We start from the raw sequence: 16,486 nt of genomic DNA, 5'->3' as shown, positions 1-16,486 counted from the left end.
ACCCCCTGACTTCCGTACAGAACCAACCAATGGATGCGACTGCCAACTATATCGCACCGATATAACCACGCATAGTTCGGCGCGATACACACCACAAACACACGGGGTCGTATCGGCGCGTGGCGCCGGTTGGCACATATGCGCCAACCGCGCGCGGAGGCGCGGTCACCCGGATCGCTCCGGTAAGCGGCGCGCCTCGGTCTCCCTCCGCCTCGCACCGGCGATACGGCCGGTGCGGCTTCCCCCGCGCCGCGCATTTCGCACCTGTCGCGGACGGGAATCCACTGCAGCCCCGGGCGGCACAAAAACATCACGGCTACTCTGGGAGCGTGCGAATTCAGCGGCAAGTGGTGGACTATGCGCTCCGGCGCAAGTCGCTGCTGGCTGACGTCTATGCGGGCCGTGTCGATGTCGCCGAGGTATGTGACGCCAATCCCTACCTCCTGCGTGCGGCCAAATTCCACGGCCGGGGGAGCGAGGTCACATGCCCCATCTGCCGGAAGGAACAACTCACCCTCGTATCCTGGGTCTACGGCGACGGCCTCGGGCCGGTCGCGGGTTCCGCGCGCAGCCCGGAAGAGCTGGTACGCCTGGCGGAGACCAGAGAGGAATTCTCGGTTCACGTCGTCGAGGTGTGCCGGACGTGCAGCTGGAATCACCTGGTGCAGTCCTATGTGCTCGGCAAGACTCCGGGGCGCCGGCGGTCCGGTTCCCGGGTGAACCGGCGCACAGCCGCGGAATGACCCCGTCCGGCCCGAGTACGGTGTCTGCGCCGAGCCCAACGGGGCGCCGGAGCGCGGGCCCTTCAGACCGATACGAGCTTTGGAGACCTAGTCAGTGAATTCGCCCTACGAGCCCCCACCCGGCGATGACCCGCGTGGTGGTCGCACTCAGCGCGGGCCGGTTCCTGGCCGGGAGCCGCAGCAGCGTCCGGGTGTACCGAACCGCGGTCCCGCGCCCAACGCGAACGGACCACGACCGGGCCCCGGTGGACGTCCGCCGGGTCCGGGCGCGCCCCGCCCCGGACCGCGCCCCGGTCCTCCGACGGGTCCGCGACCGGCCGCGGGCGGTCCCCGTCCCGCTCCGGGCGGACCGCGCCCGGCGCCGAGCGGCCCCCGTCCCGCGGTCCAGGGGCCCCGCCCCGGACCCGACGGACGCCGGCCGGGCCCCGGGACCGGTGGTATGCCGGGCGCACCGCGCGGTCAGCAGCAGCCCCAGCGGCCCGGCCCGCCGCCGGGACCGGGCGGCCCGGGCCGGCCGCCGCAGGGCCGGCCGCCACAACCCAACCAGCCCACCCAGCGGATGGGCGGGCGGCCGGGCGAACCCGTGCCGCCGCGCGGGGACCAGAGCACCGCGAAGATGGCCAACCCCGGCGCCCCCGCGGAACCGACGCGGCGTGAGCGCACCGCGCCGCCCGGGCAGCGGCCCGGGCCGAACACCGGCGAACGCCGGGCCGCGACCGGCCCCGACGGTCGGCCGGCCAGGTCGGGAGCGGGCAGCGGCCCGCCTCCGCGACGGCCGGGCGGCGGCCGGCCGGGTGGACCGGGCGGCCCCGAGGGCCGGGGTCCGGCGGCGAAACGCAAGAACCGGTGGAAGATCGCGCGACGGATCGCCTATGTGCTGATCGCGCTGGCGATCGTCGTACCCAGCACGGTGTTCCTGGTCGCGTACTCCACCGTGTCGGTACCCGAGCCCGGTGATCTCAAAACCAACCAGGTCGCAACGATTCTCGCGGCCGACGGGGAAACCGAGATCACCCGCGTCGTACCGCCGCAGGGCAACCGCACCGATGTGACGATCGATCAGATCCCGCCGCATGTGCGCAATGCCGTGATCGCCGCGGAGGACCGTGACTTCTACAGCAATCCGGGCTTCTCGGTCTCCGGTTTCGCCCGCGCCGCGCGCGACAATGTGCTCGGCCGCGAAAGCGCCGGCGGTGGTTCGACGATCACCCAGCAGTACGTGAAGAACGCGCTGGTCGGTGACGAACGCAGTCTCACCCGTAAGCTGCACGAGCTGGTCATCTCGGCGAAGATGGCCCGCCAGTGGAGCAAGGACGAAATCCTCACCGCCTACCTGAACACCATCTACTTCGGCCGCGGCGCCTACGGTATCGACGCCGCCGCCAAGGCCTACTTCGGTAAGCCGGTGCAGGAGTTGAGCCCCGAGGAGGGCGCGGTGCTGGCCGCGACCATCCAGCTGCCGTCGCTGCTGGATCCGGAGTCCAACCCCGAAGGCGCGCAGTCGCGCTGGAACTACGTGCTCGACGGTATGGTCGCCGGCGGCAATCTCGACCGCGCCCAGCGTGCGGGGATGACCTATCCCCAGGTGCAGCCGTCCAGCGCGGCCGGGCAGAAGACCGATTCCGCGGGCCCCGAGGGTCATATCAAGGCCCAGGTGCTGCGCGAACTCGGCGAAGCCGGTATCAGCGAACAGCAGATGAACACCGCCGGCCTGCAGATCACCACCACGATCGACGCCCAGGCGCAGAAGTCCGCGCTCGACTCCGTCCACACCAATATGGAAGGCGAACCGGACAAACTGCGCACCGCGGTCGTCTCCATCGACCCGAAATCGGGTGCGGTCCGGGCCTATTACGGCGGTGAGGACGGCTACGGCTACGACTTCGCCAATGCCGCGCTGCAGACCGGCTCCTCGTTCAAGGTGATCGGCCTCGCGCAGAACCTGGAGAACGGCGTCCCGCTCTCGCAGATGTACGACAGCTCGCCGATCACGGTGAACGGGATCGAGATCACCAACGTGGAAGGCGAGCAGTGCGGTGTCTGCACCATCGCCGAGGCCTTGAAGCGGTCGTTGAACACCAGCTTCTACCGGATGCAGATCGATATGCCGAACGGCCCGCAGAAGATCGCCGATATGGGCCACAAGCTGGGCATCCCGGAAGAACTCCCGGGCCTCGGCGCCACGCTGACCGAACCGGGCGGCGCGGGTCCGAACAACGGTATCGTCCTGGGCCAGTACCAGGCCCGGCCGCTGGATATGGCGTCGGCCTACGCGACGCTCGCCGCCTCCGGCACCTACTACAAACCGCATTTCGTGACCAAGGTCGTCACCGCCGACGGTCAGGTGCTGCTGGATCGCGGCGACCCGGCCGGTGAGCGCCGCGTCTCCGAGGCCGTCGCCGACAACGTGACCGCCGCCATGGAGCCGATCGCGGGCTACTCGCGTAACCACGGGCTGGCCGGCGGCCGGGCCTCGGCCGCGAAGACCGGCACCGCCCAGCTCGGCGATACCGGCGAGAACAAGGACGCGTGGATGGTCGGGTACACCCCGTCGCTGGCCACCGCGGTCTGGGTCGGCAGTACCGACAACTCGCCGCTGCGCAACTTCGGTGGGGCGATGATCTACGGTTCCAGCCTGCCGTCGGATATCTGGAAGGGAACGATGGACGGCGCGCTCGAGGGCACGCCGAACGAGAAGTTCCCCAAACCGGCTCCGATCAAGGGGCAGGCGGGCGTGCCCAAGTGGACCGCGCCCTATACCGCGCCCTCGACGACGATGCCGACGTTCGAGCCGCCCGTGGTGATCCAGCCCAGCCAGGTCGAGATCCTGCCCGGTATCACCATCCCGGTGCCCGGGGTGCAGCCCAATCCGCGGAGCCAGACGCAACCGCAGGGCGGACAGCCCCAGGGCAGCCAGCCGCAGGGCAACGGCGCGGGTCCGCTACCGGGGCAGCCCACCGCGGGCGCCCAGCCGACGATCACTCAGGCGCCGAGCGCCGGGACCGAAGAGGGTACGAGCGGCGGCGGCACCGATTCCGGGGACGGCGGCGGGCCGGACGGCGGCTAGACCCCGCCGCCGGGCCGCGCCGCCCTGAGCGGCGCAATCCGGCGCCCTCCGAACCCGGACCCCGGTAACAGGTAACCTCGGGTGCCGTGAGCGAGCAGCGACCGGCGGGTGGGCCGGACGAGGGGGTCCGAAACGTCCGAACCGGCCGGGCCGCCACCACCGGATACGATTCGCCCGCGCCGCTCGCCCTGGACCTGCGTTCGGCCGACGCCCGGGACAAGCCCAGCCGCAACGATTCGATGACCGCGCAGCTGTGCACGGTTGTCGGCGGCCCGGTCGGCGATCACGCACTGATCGGGCGGGCCCGCTTCTGGACCCCCATGCGGGTACTGCTGGCGTTCACGGTGGTCTTCCTGGCCCTGGGCTGGTTCGCCAAGGCCGGCTGTATCCAGCAGACCGAGGTCGCCGGCGGCGGGCTCACTCTCGACTGGAACGACGGCCGCCAATACACCGCCATGTGCTATTCGGACACCGTCCCGCTCTACGGCGCCGAACGGCTCAACGAGGGCGCCTTCCCGTACAAGAAGTACTGGGTGGAGGAGACGCCGGGCGGCGATACCGAGATCCGGCATATGGAATACCCGGTGCTGTCCGGGCTGTATCAGTACGTCTCCATGCTGGTGGCCAAGAGCTGGGATGCGAGCCCGCTGCCGGGGGCGCTGCAGGTGGTCCTGTACTTCAATGTGGTGGCGCTGGGCCTGTCGGTCGCCTGGCTGGTGACCATCTGGGCGACCGCGCTGCTGTCCGGACGGCGGGTGTGGGATGCGGCCCTGGTGGCCTGCTCACCCCTGGTGATCGTGCACGCGTTCACCAATTTCGACTTCCTGGCCACCGCGTTCGCCGCGCTCGGGCTGCTCGCCTGGGCCCGCCGCAGACCGCTGCTGGCCGGAGTGCTGCTGGGGCTGGGCGGTGCGGCGAAACTGTATCCGCTGCTGCTGCTCGGGCCGATTCTGGTGCTGTGCCTGCGCGCCGACCCGATGCAGCGCACGCCCCGGGCGCAGCTGTCGGTGCGGCTGCGCGATATCGACAGCGTCGACGCGCTGACGACCTGGCTCGGCGAGATCCCCGTGCGCATCCGGTTGCTCGCCACCCGCCCGCTCGGCGCGGCCGGGCTCACCGCCGCGGGCGCGCTCGGCACCTGGGGTCTGGTGAACCTGCCGATCGCCGCGCTCTATCCGGAGGGCTGGCGGGAATTCTTCCGGCTCAACACCACGCGCCATGCCGATCCGGATTCGCTGTACAACGTGGTGATGTCGTTCACCGACTGGACCGGGTTCGACGGACCGCTGCGGCACGGTGAGGCGCCCACCGTACTCAACCTGGTTTCGCTGCTGCTGTTCGCGGCGGCCTGCCTGGGTATCGCCTATATCGGGCTCACCGCGCCACGCCGGCCACGGCTGGCTCAGCTGTGTTTCCTGGTGATCGCGGCGTTCCTGCTGACGAACAAGGTGTGGAGCCCGCAGTATTCGCTGTGGCTGGTACCGATCGCGGTGCTGGCCCTGCCGCATCGGCGGGTGCTGCTGGCCTGGATGACGATCGACGCGCTGGTCTGGGTGCCGCGGATGTTCTACTACCTCGGCATCGACCGCAAAGGCCTGCCGGAGCAGTGGTTCACCGGGACCGTGCTGCTACGCGACCTGGCCGTAGTCGCGCTGTGCGGTCTGATCATCCGGCAGATCTACCGGCCCGACGAAGATCTGGTGCGCCGCGACTACCTCGACGATCCGGTCGGCGGGGTGGTGGACCGCGCCCCGGATCCGCTGCTGCCGTGGCTTCCGGAAATCCTGCGGCCCCGGATATCCCTGGACACGCACTGGACCCGCGCCACCGCGACCGCGCGGGCCGGTCGCGGCGGCGCCGCTATACCGATCGAAGAATCCGGGCCTGCTGTTCCGGTTCCTGCGGGAGCAGATCCAGATCCAGCTGCCACGCGTTTCCGGTCCACGGATCGAACAGCGGAGTTCCGCTGACGGTGGGCAGATGCCGGCACGACCGCGACAGCGCCGCGACCGCCCCGTCACTGGATTCGGACTCGTTGGCGCCGACGATCACCGTGGACAACCCGATCAGGTCGCCGCGGGCCAGCAATGCCACCAGCCGCTGCGCGTCCGCGGCCTGATAGCCGTGTGGGAAATCCGCGGCCACCAGGATCCGGTGCTCGGCGGGCGGGACGCCCTGCCCGGAGTTGTAGGCCATTTCGGCGAGTTCGGCCGCGTCCACGAGTTTCTGCAGTCGCGGCGAGATATCGGAATGATCGGTGATCGGCGGTTCGGTCAGTACCGGCGCCAGCCGGCCGATCAGGCCCGCGAAAGCACCCGTGAGGTCGACGATATCGACGACCGCGCGCCGGCCCGGGGCCGCGCGCAGCAGCCGGGCCAGCAGGGCCCCGATCACCGGCGCCACCGCCGCCGACGATTCGGTATCGACCCACAGCGGCCGGTTCAGCGGGACCGGTACGCAGTACGGCACCCGCAATCCGCCGCGGTCGAGCGCGTACAGCTCGCCGAGCCGGATCCCGTCCGACGGCGTGGCGGGCCGGTCCCACGCCGGTGAGCGCCAAGACGCCAGCGAGGCGGGCAGTACCGATTCCGCCTCGGCGAGTTCCCGCTGCAACTGCAGGCTGTCACGGTGATGACCGGCCTCGGCGGTGGCCGTGAGCTCGTCGTGGCGGCGCTGGGCAGCGGCCCGGGCCGCATCGGCGGCCGGGGTGTTGCGGGTGGCCGGATCCGATACCGCCGCCGAGAGTTCCTGGTCGAGACGTTCGGTCGCGTAACCGCGCGCCGATTCCAGCGCGGCCGCCGAACGCGCGGCGTCCTCGAAGATCATCCACAGCCGTTCGAGCCCGTGCCCCACCTCGATCGGCGGCAGTTCGGCGGCCGGCGGCGGGGCCGAGGGACCCGGCGCCGCGGCGACGGTCGCATCCACGACGGTGGTCGCCCCGGCCGCCACCGGCGCTCCCGCCGGACTCTGCGCATAGGCCTCGGCACCGTGCACCCGCAACAGTTCGGCGAGTCCACCGGCGTAGCCCTGGCCCACCGCGCGCACTTTCCAGCCGCCACCGCGCCGGTACAGTTCGAGACAGATCAGCGCCGATTCCCCGGCCTGCGGCGCGATCACGAACTGCGCCGCCGGGATATCGTTCTCCGACAGGTTCGCGGTGAGCACACCCGTCCCACCGGGCGCCGACGCCACCAGCAGCACGGCCTGCGCGTCCGCGCGGACCTCCGCGAGCGTGACGACCGCGGCGGCCGCCGATTCGATCCGGACACCCGGACCCTCCGGCCGTTCGGCCAGCAGGACATCGGTTTCCGACTCCACCCGCAGGTCCGCGGCCACGACCAGCGCCGAAACACCCAGCGGCACGGCCGCGGCCACCTCGAACCGGACCACCCCTCCCGCGAGAGGGATGTTCTGCCCGGACTGCAGCTGTTTCATATTCCCGCCCCCGATACCGTTCATTCCGCCAGGAACCGGCCCAGCTGCGGAATCGCCTCGCCCGGATGTTTGGCATTGAAGCCCTCACCGATGGCCTGCATCTTCCAATCCGGGCCCGCCCGGAAGAGTTTCGCCATCGCCATCGCGGTGGTCGGGGTGCCGCCGGTGAGTGAATAACGCGCCATCTCGCCGTTGGTCGCACCGTCGATCAACCGGCAGAACGCGTTCTGCACCTGGCCGAACGTATGCCCCTTGTACGAGGTCACGATGAAGACCAGGTTGTTGACGTGGGCCGGAATCCGGGTGAGGTCCACCAGGATCACCTCGTCGTCACCGGCGCCCTCACCGGTGAGGTTGTCGCCCTGATGGCGGATCGAACCGTCCTTCGAGGTCAGCTGTCCGTAGTAGGCGACATCGATGGGGTTCATATCGGCGAACATCACGACCGAGGCATCCAGGTCGATATCGACGGTACGGCTGCCGAACATGCCGCGCTGCTGCACCGGATCCCAGCCCAGCCCCATTTTCACGAAGGTCAGCGCGGCGCCGTCCTCCTTGCGGAGACTGACCCGCTGTCCCTTCTGCAGGCTCACCGGACCGGTCTTGCTCAGGCTGATCTCGTTCGGCGGCTGCTGCGGCGGCGGAGGCGGCTGCTGCCCCGGCTGCTGATATCCCGGACCCGGCGGCGGCGCGTATCCCCCGCCCTGCGGCGGATACGGCGCGGTCGGCTGCTGTTGCGGCGGTGGCTGCTGCGGGTAGGACGGCGGCGGAGGCGGCGGCACCGGAGCGGTCTGCTGCACCGGCGGAGGCGGCGGCGGGGCGGCGGCAGCCGTCTGCGCCTCCGCGGGAGAATCGTCGACGGTCACACCGTGATCGGTGACCAGCGCCGCGAACCCGCCCGCGTATCCCTGCCCGACCGCACGCACCTTCCAGGCGCCCTGCCGACGGTAGAGCTCGAGCGCGATCACGATCGACTCGGACGCGAGCCCTTCGATCCGGTACTCGTACAGCGCCGCCCCCGACTGATCCGACACCTGCGCCACCGGCGGGGTCGACTGCCCGAAGTTCGTATCGGGGTTGTCGAGCGTGATCACCGCGCGCACCTGGGCGATATCGGCGGGCACCGCTCCCAGATCGACGGCCAGCGACGCCGGCTGCCCCGCGGGCCCCGGCCGCAGGTTCACACCCGGACCGGTCGGCTGGTTGTAGAACACGAAATCGGCGTCGGACCGGACTTTGCCCTGCTCGGTCACCAATAGTGCGGACAGATCGGCCGGAGCGGCCAATTGAATCGAAATCACCACATCGTTGGTGGCCAGTGGACCGTTCTGTCCCTTGGCGAGTGTTGCGGACAAGTCAGACCCTTCGCTTGTCGGTGCGTATGAATGCCACTCTACGGCGTGCCGTTGCCTCGTCACGGGCTGTGACCGTTGAGCCCTTACATGATCACGGAACCTACCCAGGTTGTGCCCACTTCCACGCAAGTGCCCGATCCGGGGCCGCACGGCGACCATTCGATAGACTCCGCCTACCTGCGCCGTTAAGGTATTGCCCAAGGATGGGCGCTAGGAGCCCAGGGCGGCGAGGACAGGCGAATTCCCTATGGCACAACTCTTCGAAAAGTCGAAGAAGGTAGTCGAGGTTCATCTCGCGAACACCAGTATCCGGGCCATCTCCGGTTCCATGGTTGCCTACGAGGGCGCCGTGCAGTTCAAGTCCGCGGGGTTCGGTGGCGGCGAGGGCGTGCTCGCCGGGATGAAACGCCGGGCCACCGGCGAGAAGCTGTCGCTGATGGAGTGCGGCGGCAACGGCCGGGTCTTCCTGGCCGTCAACGGCCAGTACGTCTCCGTGGTGAACCTGAACAACGAGACCTTGCAGGTGGAGTCGCAACAGTTGCTGGCGTTCGCCGGCAATCTGCGGACCGATGTGCGGTTCGCCGGGGTGCGCGGCGCGTCCAGCGGTCAGGGCCTGTTCACCACCACGGTCAGCGGTCAGGGCCAGGTCGCGCTGCTGTCGGCGGGTGGTCCGCTGATCCATCTGGAGGTGACACCACAGTTCCCGCTGGTGGTGGATCCCGATGCGTTCGTCGCCGCGCGCGGCAACCTCAATCAGTCGTTCGTCACCGATGTCTCCTGGCGGTCGGTGATGGGTCAGGACGGCGGTGAGGCGTTCTCCTTGCGCTGGGACGGGCAGGGCGTGGTCTCGATCCAACCGGCGGAACGGTAGGAACATGTTCGAGAAAGTCAATTCCAAGGTCGTCAAGGTCGATATCGGCGCGGCCGGCGGTGTGGTCGCCCGGACCGGGGCCATGCTGTTCTATACCGGCGATGTGTCGTTCGCGCCGCACGAGATTCCCGGCGGCGCCGGGATGGGCGGGGGCGGCGGTCTGGTGCGGATGGCCGGGCGCATGATGGCCGGCGAACATCAGCGCACCATGCTCGCGCAGGGTCCGGGGGTGGTGCACTACGGATTCGCGGGCCTGGAAGTTCATGTGGTGCAGGTGCAACCGGGCGCGGTGATGCAGGTGGAGGCTTCGCGGCTGCTGGCCTATACGGCCGGCCTGCAGACCTCGGTGGTCTCGGTGATGAGTTCCGGAGGCGGCGGGGGCGGCGGTCTGATGGGTGCGCTGCGCGGCGCGGCCTCGGGCGCCCTCACCGGGCAGGGCATGTTCACCACCCAGCTCTCCGGCCACGGCAGCGCGGTGGTGCTGGCCCACGGCGGCTTCCTGGAGTTGCAGGTGGGCGGGCAGTATCCGGTGGTCGTGGATCCGCAGGCGTTCATCGGCTCCTACGGAAACGTGCAGACAGAGTTGAAGACCGCGGTGAGCTGGCGGGACGCGGTGGGCCGCGGCGCCGGTGAAGCCATGCAGCTGCAGTGCGCCGGACAGGGTCTGGTGTATGTGCAGGCGTCGGAGGAGAAACTGTGAGCGAGATCCTCGGCCCGATGACCCTCGGGGAAAGCGATAACGTCCCCGGCAACAGCTACGCGTTCTGCATCGACCTCACCAAACCGTGGTTCATGCGCAAGGGCGCGATGATCGCCTACTACGGCCAGATGCGTTTCCAGGCGCTGACCCACGGATTGCAGGGCCAGCTGCTGCATATGGTGGCGCAGCAGTTCTCGGCGCCGCTGTTCACCGGCGACTACGTGGTGGCCGAGGGACAGGGCAAACTGCTCATCGGCGACCGCGGCTACGACATCAATTCCTATGATCTCGACGACGGCAATCTGACCATCCGCGCGGCGAATCTGCTCGCGTTCGAGCCGGGGCTGTCGCTGAACCAGTCGATCGTGCCGGGTTTCCTCACGCTGATCGGTACCGGGAAATTCCTGGCCTCCTCGAACGGTCCGGTGATCTTCGCCGAACCGCCGCTGCGGGTGGATCCGGAATCCCTGGTGGGGTGGGCCGACTGTCCTTCGCCGAGCCATCACTACGACCAGCGCTGGGTATCGAATTTCCTGGCGGCGGGCGCGGCGGCGTTCGGGGTGAATTCCGGTGAGGAGCGCCAGTTCGATTTCACCGGGGCCGGCACCGTGCTGATCCAGTCGAGTGAGAAGGTGCTCAGCGACCACGCCCTGATCCGGACCATCGAGGGCCAGTTGCAGACCGGGATCACGGTGCCCGGACTGCAACGGCTGCAGGGGGTTATCGCCCAGCAGTTGACAGGTCAGCAGGGGTACTGAGGGTTCCGCCGCCCCATATGACCGATTGGTCCGGCTGTCCTGCGGGCGGTGTCCGGGGCAGACTTGGCCCATGCTGCATCTGCGCGTGCTCGCGCCGGCCGAACTGACCGACGACGTGGTGGCGATTCTGGAATCCGACGACGCCGTCAGCGGTTTGGCCGTGGTGCGCGACAGCGCCCTGCGGCCGAAGGGCGATCTGATCCTGGCCGACCTGGCGCGCGAGGCCGCCAACGATATCGTGGACCGCCTGCGGGAAACCGGTCTGCATCGCCGCGGCATCATCGAACTGGAACCGGTGGAGACCTGGATCTCGCTGTCCGGTCTGCGCGCCGAGGTCCGCACCCCGGGCTACAGCGCCGATTCGGTGGTGTGGGCGGATGTGACCCAGCGCTCGTACGAGGAGACCGAACTCAACTGGGTCTACCTGAGTTTCATGACCCTCGCGACGATGCTGGCCGCGATCGCGATCATCGTCGACTCGCAGATCCTGGTGATCGGCGCCATGGTGCTGGGCCCGGAGTTCGGTGCGATCGCCGCCCTCGGTGTCGCGCTGGTGCGGCGGCGGTATTCGCTGCTCGGGCGGGCGGCCGCCACCCTGGGCCTGGGCTTCACCGCCGCCATCGTCACCACGTTCCTGCTGGTACTCGTGGGCCGGATGCTGGGCTGGGTCACGAGTGAGGCGGTGGAGGGCGTCCATCCCGAAACGGCCTTCATCTACACCCCGGACAGATGGTCGTTCATCGTCGCGCTGATCGCGGCCGCGGCCGGGGTGCTCTCCCTGACCTCCGCGAAATCGGGGGCGCTGGTGGGGGTGTTCATCTCGGTTACCACGGTGCCCGCGGCCGGCAATATCGCGGTGGGTCTGGCGTTCGGGGCGGGATCGGTGATCTGGGGCAGCGTTCTGCAGCTGGTGGTGAATCTCGCCGGGATGGCCGTGGCCGGATGGGCGACACTGGCGCTGCAGAAGGCGGTGTGGTCGCGGGTCTCGCTGCGGCGCGCCAAAACCGCGGCCCGGGCGCCGCGGCGGCTGATCTGACCGGCGACGTTCGCTCAGCCGGCGGGCTCGGCGACACTGCCACGCACGCCGAGCGCGGCGGCGAACCAGTCCAGGATCTGCGCACCCGCCTCGATTCCGGCACGCTCGGTGACCGTCAGCCCCGGATGATCCCAGCCGAGTTCTTCGAGTTCCCCGTGCCGGGGCCGGATGGCACGATCGGCCGCGACCAGCATTTCCGCGTCCAGCGCACCGTCACCGGCCGCCAGCGTGAGGGCGCCGGGTTCCAGCTCGCCGGCGGCGAGGAGGCGGGCGCGCACCTCGGCGACCGCCCGGCTCTTACAGACCGCCAGCGGCATGGTGTAGATCTTGCGACCCTGCCGCGACGCCGACCAGCCGCGTGCACGGCACCACAGATCCCATTCGGCGAGGAAATCACCGGGCACCCCGGCCGGTTCCACCACCAGATAGCAGAAGAGCCCGTCGGCCTCCCGGTATTTGAGCACCCACGAATCGTCGACCCGGGACCGCAGCGCCGCACCGATCTCCGTCAGGCTCGCCCCGCCGGCCCGGACCGCGGCGTCGATCGCCGACCGCCAGTCCGGATCCGGCGTGCCGTCCACCAGGATATTGCCGCCGTTGCTGGTCACCGCGTACGGCCAGGGCGCGCCGGGCAGCCGGATCCGGCCGAACTGTTCGATGGTGCGGGTGGTGGTGGGCAGCACCGCGGCCACGGCCGCCAGCTCGCCCAGCCGGGCCGCGGCCGCCGTGGTCATATACGACAGCGGGGCGCCGTCGAAATGTTCCACACACACCGTTTCCGGATCGCCGGGCCCGATGGCGTTGCGCGAATAGATCATGGTGCGATCGAGGTCGGTGGCCACCAGCGCCGGTTTGGGGAAACTCACTGCCGCACATCCTTGATCAGGCCCATACACGAATAGGCGAGGTCTCCGACGACCTCCACCGGCACCCCGCGCGCCTGCGCCAGCAACCGGATATGCGCGTGTTCACCGGCGTCGGCGTCGCGGACCAGGACCCGCCACGGCACCCGCCGCAGCAGTACGCGGGTCGTCTCCCCGACCCCCGGTTTCACGAAATTCACGCTCCCGATGCCGTACTCCGCCCGGACCCGCTCCACCGAGGCCCAACCCGCCCAGGTGGGTTCGCGGTCCCCCGCGCGCAGCGCCGCGACCCGGCCGGATACCTCCGGCCGGACGCTGTCGAAGGCCGCGGTCACCGTATCGATCAACCGTCCGGACACATCCGCGCCGGCCAGTTCGGCATAGAACTTCGCACCGTGGAACTCCCCCGGGCCGATCAGATCCCGGTTGAGCACCGTGCGCGAAACCAGGCCGGAAACCGTGGAATTGAGGCAGGCCGAGGCGATCAGGAAATCGTCGCGGGTGCCGTAGGTGCGCACGCACCGGCCGGGGTCGGCCAGAACGGCGAGATCGTCGTCGAAGCGAGCGCCGCCGGCGGCGTGATAGGCGTCCAGCGCGGCGGTGAGTTCCCGGGCGATCGCGCCTTTTCCGGTCCAGCCGTCCACGAAGACCACCGAGGCGGGGTCGTGGTGGCGGGCCAGGTAGTCCAGGGCCACCGCGTCGATTCCGCGATCCCGCACGATCGACACCGCGTAGTGCGGGAGGTCCAGGGCGGGGCGGTCGCCGTGGCCGGCGGCGAGCCAGCGGCGGATGAGCACCCCGATCGGGGTGCCCGCCCGGGCCAGCGAGGCCAGCGCGATCTCGGTACCGCGTTCGGCCACCACGAGTTCGGCGACCGTGCCCACCGCGAGCGCCAGGCGCCGCGCACTCTCGTCCAGCACCCGGTCGAACAGTTCGCGGTAGGCGGCGTCGGGCTGATATTCGATGGGCAGCGACTCCGCGTAGTGGGCGGCCCCGGCCTGGATCCGCCGCTCCCGCTCGGTGATATCGGCTTCCAGGTCCAGCTCGGAGAGATCCTTCAGCAACCACGCGACGTCCTCGCGCGCGTAGGAACCGAATTCGGGGCCGTAGAGCGGTTCGGCACCGGAAACCGTGGTGCGCGCTGCGGCCAGCCGCCGCGGATCGGCCCCGGGCAGGACCGCCACCAGCACATCCGACCCGGCGGCGGTGAGTACGTCCAGTAGTCCGCCGGGAGCGCCGAGTTCCCCGGAATCCCCCGGTTCGTCGACCACGAAGACCAGCACCGGGTCCGGCGCGGGTTCGGGCCACCGGGCGTTGTAGAGGTAGCGCGGCTGCTCCTGGCCCGATTCGGGCGCCCGGAAGCGGAACCCGCGGCGCAGCGGGTAGCCCGGTTCGTCCAGCACATACGCCGGTGACCGCGTGGTGGTCTGGTACCGCACCGGCAGCCCGGCCTCGGCCAGCCCGACCGCCAGGCGCAGCGGCAGGTACATCAGCTCCTCGTGCCCGAGCACGATCACCGGACGACCGCCGTACTCGGTGGCCAGCCGGTCGCGCAGCAGTTTCCCGGCCGCGGCGGCGGCCTGCTCGAATGCCGCGTTGTCGGTACGCAGGAACCCGTGCCGGCCGCCGTCGGGTACGTCGCGCGGCCACGGCAGTTCCAGCCGCGCCACCGCGCCGCGCGCGTCCGCGGCCGGGTTGAGTTCGCATTCGGGGAGTTCGGCCACGGTGGCGGCCAGGCCGTCGGGCAGTACCGCGCTGCCCGACGCCAGACATACCGTGTCGATGCGCGCGCCGAGTCCGGCGGCCACGGCGGCGAACCGGTCGCGATCGGCGTCGGTGCGCATATCCACCAGCGTGGCCAGCACATAGTGGGTGCGCGGCGCGAATTCGTGCAGGGCGGTGATCGCGTCCAGCGCGGTATTGCCCGTGGAGATCTCGTCGTCCACCAGCACCAGCGGCAGTCCGGCCGTGAACACATCGGCGGGCACCGGCTGCAGCAGATGGGAGGTGGCATGCGAATGCCCCTCCTCGAAACCGGTCAGCGTGCGCGCACCCGGCACCACGCGGCGGGTGGAGTGCAGATAGCAGGACGCTTCGATCCGGGCGGCCACACAGTGCCCGAGACCGGTGGCCGTTTCGGCGAACCCGAGCACCACCGCGTTCTGTTCGCCGAGCACCACGCGGACCAGATCGCCCAGCCGGTGGCCCGAATCGCGGACCACCAGGGGATCTGTCGGCAGATGTTTGCCCAGCACCGTGGACACCAGCAGATGTGCCCGCCGCGGATTCTTACGCAGCCCGGGCCGCAGGAGTCCGGCGATATCGGGGCGGTGCGGCAGGGCGTCGGCGGACTCGCCGTGGCGATACGACCGCCCGTGCCGTAACTCGATACCGAGAACGCCGGTGGCCCGGCCGGTCTCGTCCACCGGTGCGCTCATCCCGTCACCAGTGCCGATAGCAGATCCACGAAGGACACTCCTTTCTTCGCCACCCCGAAGACCCGCGCCCGGGCCAGGGTGTGGCGGGCCCAGCTGCGATGCGGCCGCATTTCGTTCATCTTGTTCCGGTAGCCGGACGCGGCCACACCACCGACCTCGACCTGCAGAATGTCGAGGGCGTCGCAGTATTCCTCGTGCGTCACCACCGACAGCGCGTGCACCGCCGCCACATGCGAGGGGTGGATCACGGTCTTGCCCTGGATACCGTTGGCCCGGTCCAGCGTGATCTCCCGCAGCAGGCCGTCGAGATCCCGGCTCACCAGATAGCTGCGGAACGGTACCGCGTCGGATTCCTCGAACGGCGCGGTCCGCAGCAGCGGCCGGAACAGGCGTTCGTGATCGGCGAAGTACTCCCAGACCGGCCCCGTGATCACGAATCCGGTGCCGTCGGCGCGGCCCAGATAGTTGACGATATCGGCGATCACATCGGCCACGACCCGCACGTCGTAGATGGTGAGATCGCGATCCCGGCGGATACCGAAGGTGGCGCACATATCGGTGGCGCCCACGCGGACCGCCAGGATCCGTTCCCGGTGCTCGGCCAGCAGCGTGGCGATCTGGGTCAGTTCGGTATCGCGGGTCTGGCGGTGTACCAGCGCCGCCGATTCCAGTACCGGCATTCCGTAGAGCGGGCGTTCGGTCCGGGCGGCCGCCGCGGTGAGCGCGGACAGGTACTTGGGCGCCGAGGTGCTGTCGAATTTGGGAAAGACGAATCCGGTGAGCACCTCGGCGCCCGCACCCAGCTGATCGAGCAGTTCGGGCACGGTGTCGGCGTCGCGGACCCGGACGAACAGCAGCGGACTCGGATCCCGCCGGGCCGCCAGCTCGTTCAGTGTGCGCACCGTCTGCTGTTTGGCCGACTCCACCTCGTGGTCGGCGACGGCGTCCTCGAGGTCGATGACCATCGAGCACACCCCCCGATCGGCGCGGCGCACGATCGTGGCCGTCAGATCGGTTCTGGTCGCCGGTACATAGAGGGTGGCGCCCAGCGCCACGGCCAGCGTGTCACGGTCGGTGTCCTGATCGAACGGCTCTGGCTGCCGGTGGAACAATGCTCTGGCATCCGGCCCCTGCAACTGCCGGAAATGCCGGCGCGGTATCGCCTTGTACAGGGAGATCTCCTGCCGGACGGCCATGCCTGCTGTCATCGAGCCCCCGTC

At 69.7% G+C, this 16,486-nt stretch carries 12 protein-coding genes; 7 read left to right on the top strand and 5 right to left on the bottom strand.

The window, feature by feature from the left end; all coding sequences use genetic code 11:
- Positions 1 to 329 precede the first annotated feature (329 nt).
- From ACZ6SF_RS09815 to ACZ6SF_RS09805, 3 genes are all read left to right on the top strand, one after another.
- Positions 330 to 743 carry a DUF5318 domain-containing protein gene (locus tag ACZ6SF_RS09815; protein WP_357429890.1) on the top strand — a complete coding sequence of 138 codons (414 nt, stop codon included), beginning with the start codon at positions 330 to 332 and terminating at the stop codon, positions 741 to 743.
- Positions 744 to 1,182: 439 nt separating this feature from the next.
- Positions 1,183 to 3,810, top strand: coding sequence for a transglycosylase domain-containing protein (locus ACZ6SF_RS09810; protein ID WP_466061650.1), 2,628 nt, complete (start codon positions 1,183 to 1,185; stop codon positions 3,808 to 3,810).
- A 188-nt stretch (positions 3,811 to 3,998) separates the two neighbouring features.
- Entirely contained in the window at positions 3,999 to 5,780 is a 1,782-nt protein-coding gene (locus ACZ6SF_RS09805) for a glycosyltransferase family 87 protein (RefSeq protein ID WP_466062238.1), read from the top strand.
- Here the strand turns inward: ACZ6SF_RS09805 and ACZ6SF_RS09800 are convergent.
- Positions 5,671 to 7,245: a TerD family protein gene (locus ACZ6SF_RS09800; RefSeq protein ID WP_466061648.1), complete on the bottom strand. Its 1,575-nt coding sequence runs from the start codon at positions 7,243 to 7,245 to the stop codon at positions 5,671 to 5,673. The genes ACZ6SF_RS09805 and ACZ6SF_RS09800 overlap by 110 nt on opposite strands.
- Positions 7,246 to 7,265: 20 nt before the next feature.
- Entirely contained in the window at positions 7,266 to 8,600 is a 1,335-nt protein-coding gene (locus tag ACZ6SF_RS09795) for a TerD family protein (RefSeq protein WP_466061647.1), read from the bottom strand.
- A 247-nt stretch (positions 8,601 to 8,847) separates the two neighbouring features.
- Here ACZ6SF_RS09795 and ACZ6SF_RS09790 point away from each other — a divergent pair, with 247 nt between their 5' ends.
- The 4 genes from ACZ6SF_RS09790 (at position 8,848) to ACZ6SF_RS09775 (ending at position 11,965) form a co-directional block, all read left to right on the top strand.
- Complete coding sequence (locus ACZ6SF_RS09790) at positions 8,848 to 9,471, top strand: AIM24 family protein (protein WP_466061646.1); 624 nt, start codon at positions 8,848 to 8,850, stop codon at positions 9,469 to 9,471.
- Positions 9,472 to 9,475: 4 nt separating this feature from the next.
- Entirely contained in the window at positions 9,476 to 10,171 is a 696-nt protein-coding gene (locus ACZ6SF_RS09785) for an AIM24 family protein (protein ID WP_466061645.1), read from the top strand.
- 17 nt (positions 10,172 to 10,188) lie between these two features.
- The gene (locus tag ACZ6SF_RS09780; protein ID WP_466062237.1) at positions 10,189 to 10,929 is read left to right on the top strand and encodes an AIM24 family protein; all 741 of its coding nucleotides are present in this window, start codon (positions 10,189 to 10,191) and stop codon (positions 10,927 to 10,929) included.
- Positions 10,930 to 10,999: 70 nt separating this feature from the next.
- Positions 11,000 to 11,965, top strand: coding sequence for a DUF389 domain-containing protein (locus tag ACZ6SF_RS09775; RefSeq protein WP_466061644.1), 966 nt, complete (start codon positions 11,000 to 11,002; stop codon positions 11,963 to 11,965).
- Between the two features lie 14 nt (positions 11,966 to 11,979).
- Here ACZ6SF_RS09775 and ACZ6SF_RS09770 read toward each other — a convergent pair whose 3' ends face one another.
- From ACZ6SF_RS09770 to ACZ6SF_RS09760, 3 genes are read right to left on the bottom strand one after another with little or no spacing between them, the layout of a single operon-like run.
- Positions 11,980 to 12,783 (bottom strand): HAD family hydrolase, encoded by an 804-nt coding sequence (locus ACZ6SF_RS09770; protein ID WP_466062236.1) that lies wholly within the window; start codon positions 12,781 to 12,783, stop codon positions 11,980 to 11,982.
- 44 nt (positions 12,784 to 12,827) lie between these two features.
- On the bottom strand, positions 12,828 to 15,266 hold the full coding sequence (locus ACZ6SF_RS09765) for a phosphoribosyltransferase (RefSeq protein ID WP_466061643.1): 2,439 nt from the start codon (positions 15,264 to 15,266) through the stop codon (positions 12,828 to 12,830).
- A complete protein-coding gene (locus ACZ6SF_RS09760) occupies positions 15,263 to 16,474 on the bottom strand; it encodes an HpcH/HpaI aldolase/citrate lyase family protein (RefSeq protein ID WP_466061642.1) in 1,212 nt (403 codons plus the stop codon). The genes ACZ6SF_RS09765 and ACZ6SF_RS09760 overlap by 4 nt, the downstream gene beginning before the upstream one ends.
- Between the last annotated feature and the right edge of the window lie 12 nt (positions 16,475 to 16,486).

It is taken from the genome of Nocardia sp. NPDC049935 (assembly GCF_055586645.1).
This window is presented reverse-complemented; position numbering and strand designations above follow the sequence as displayed.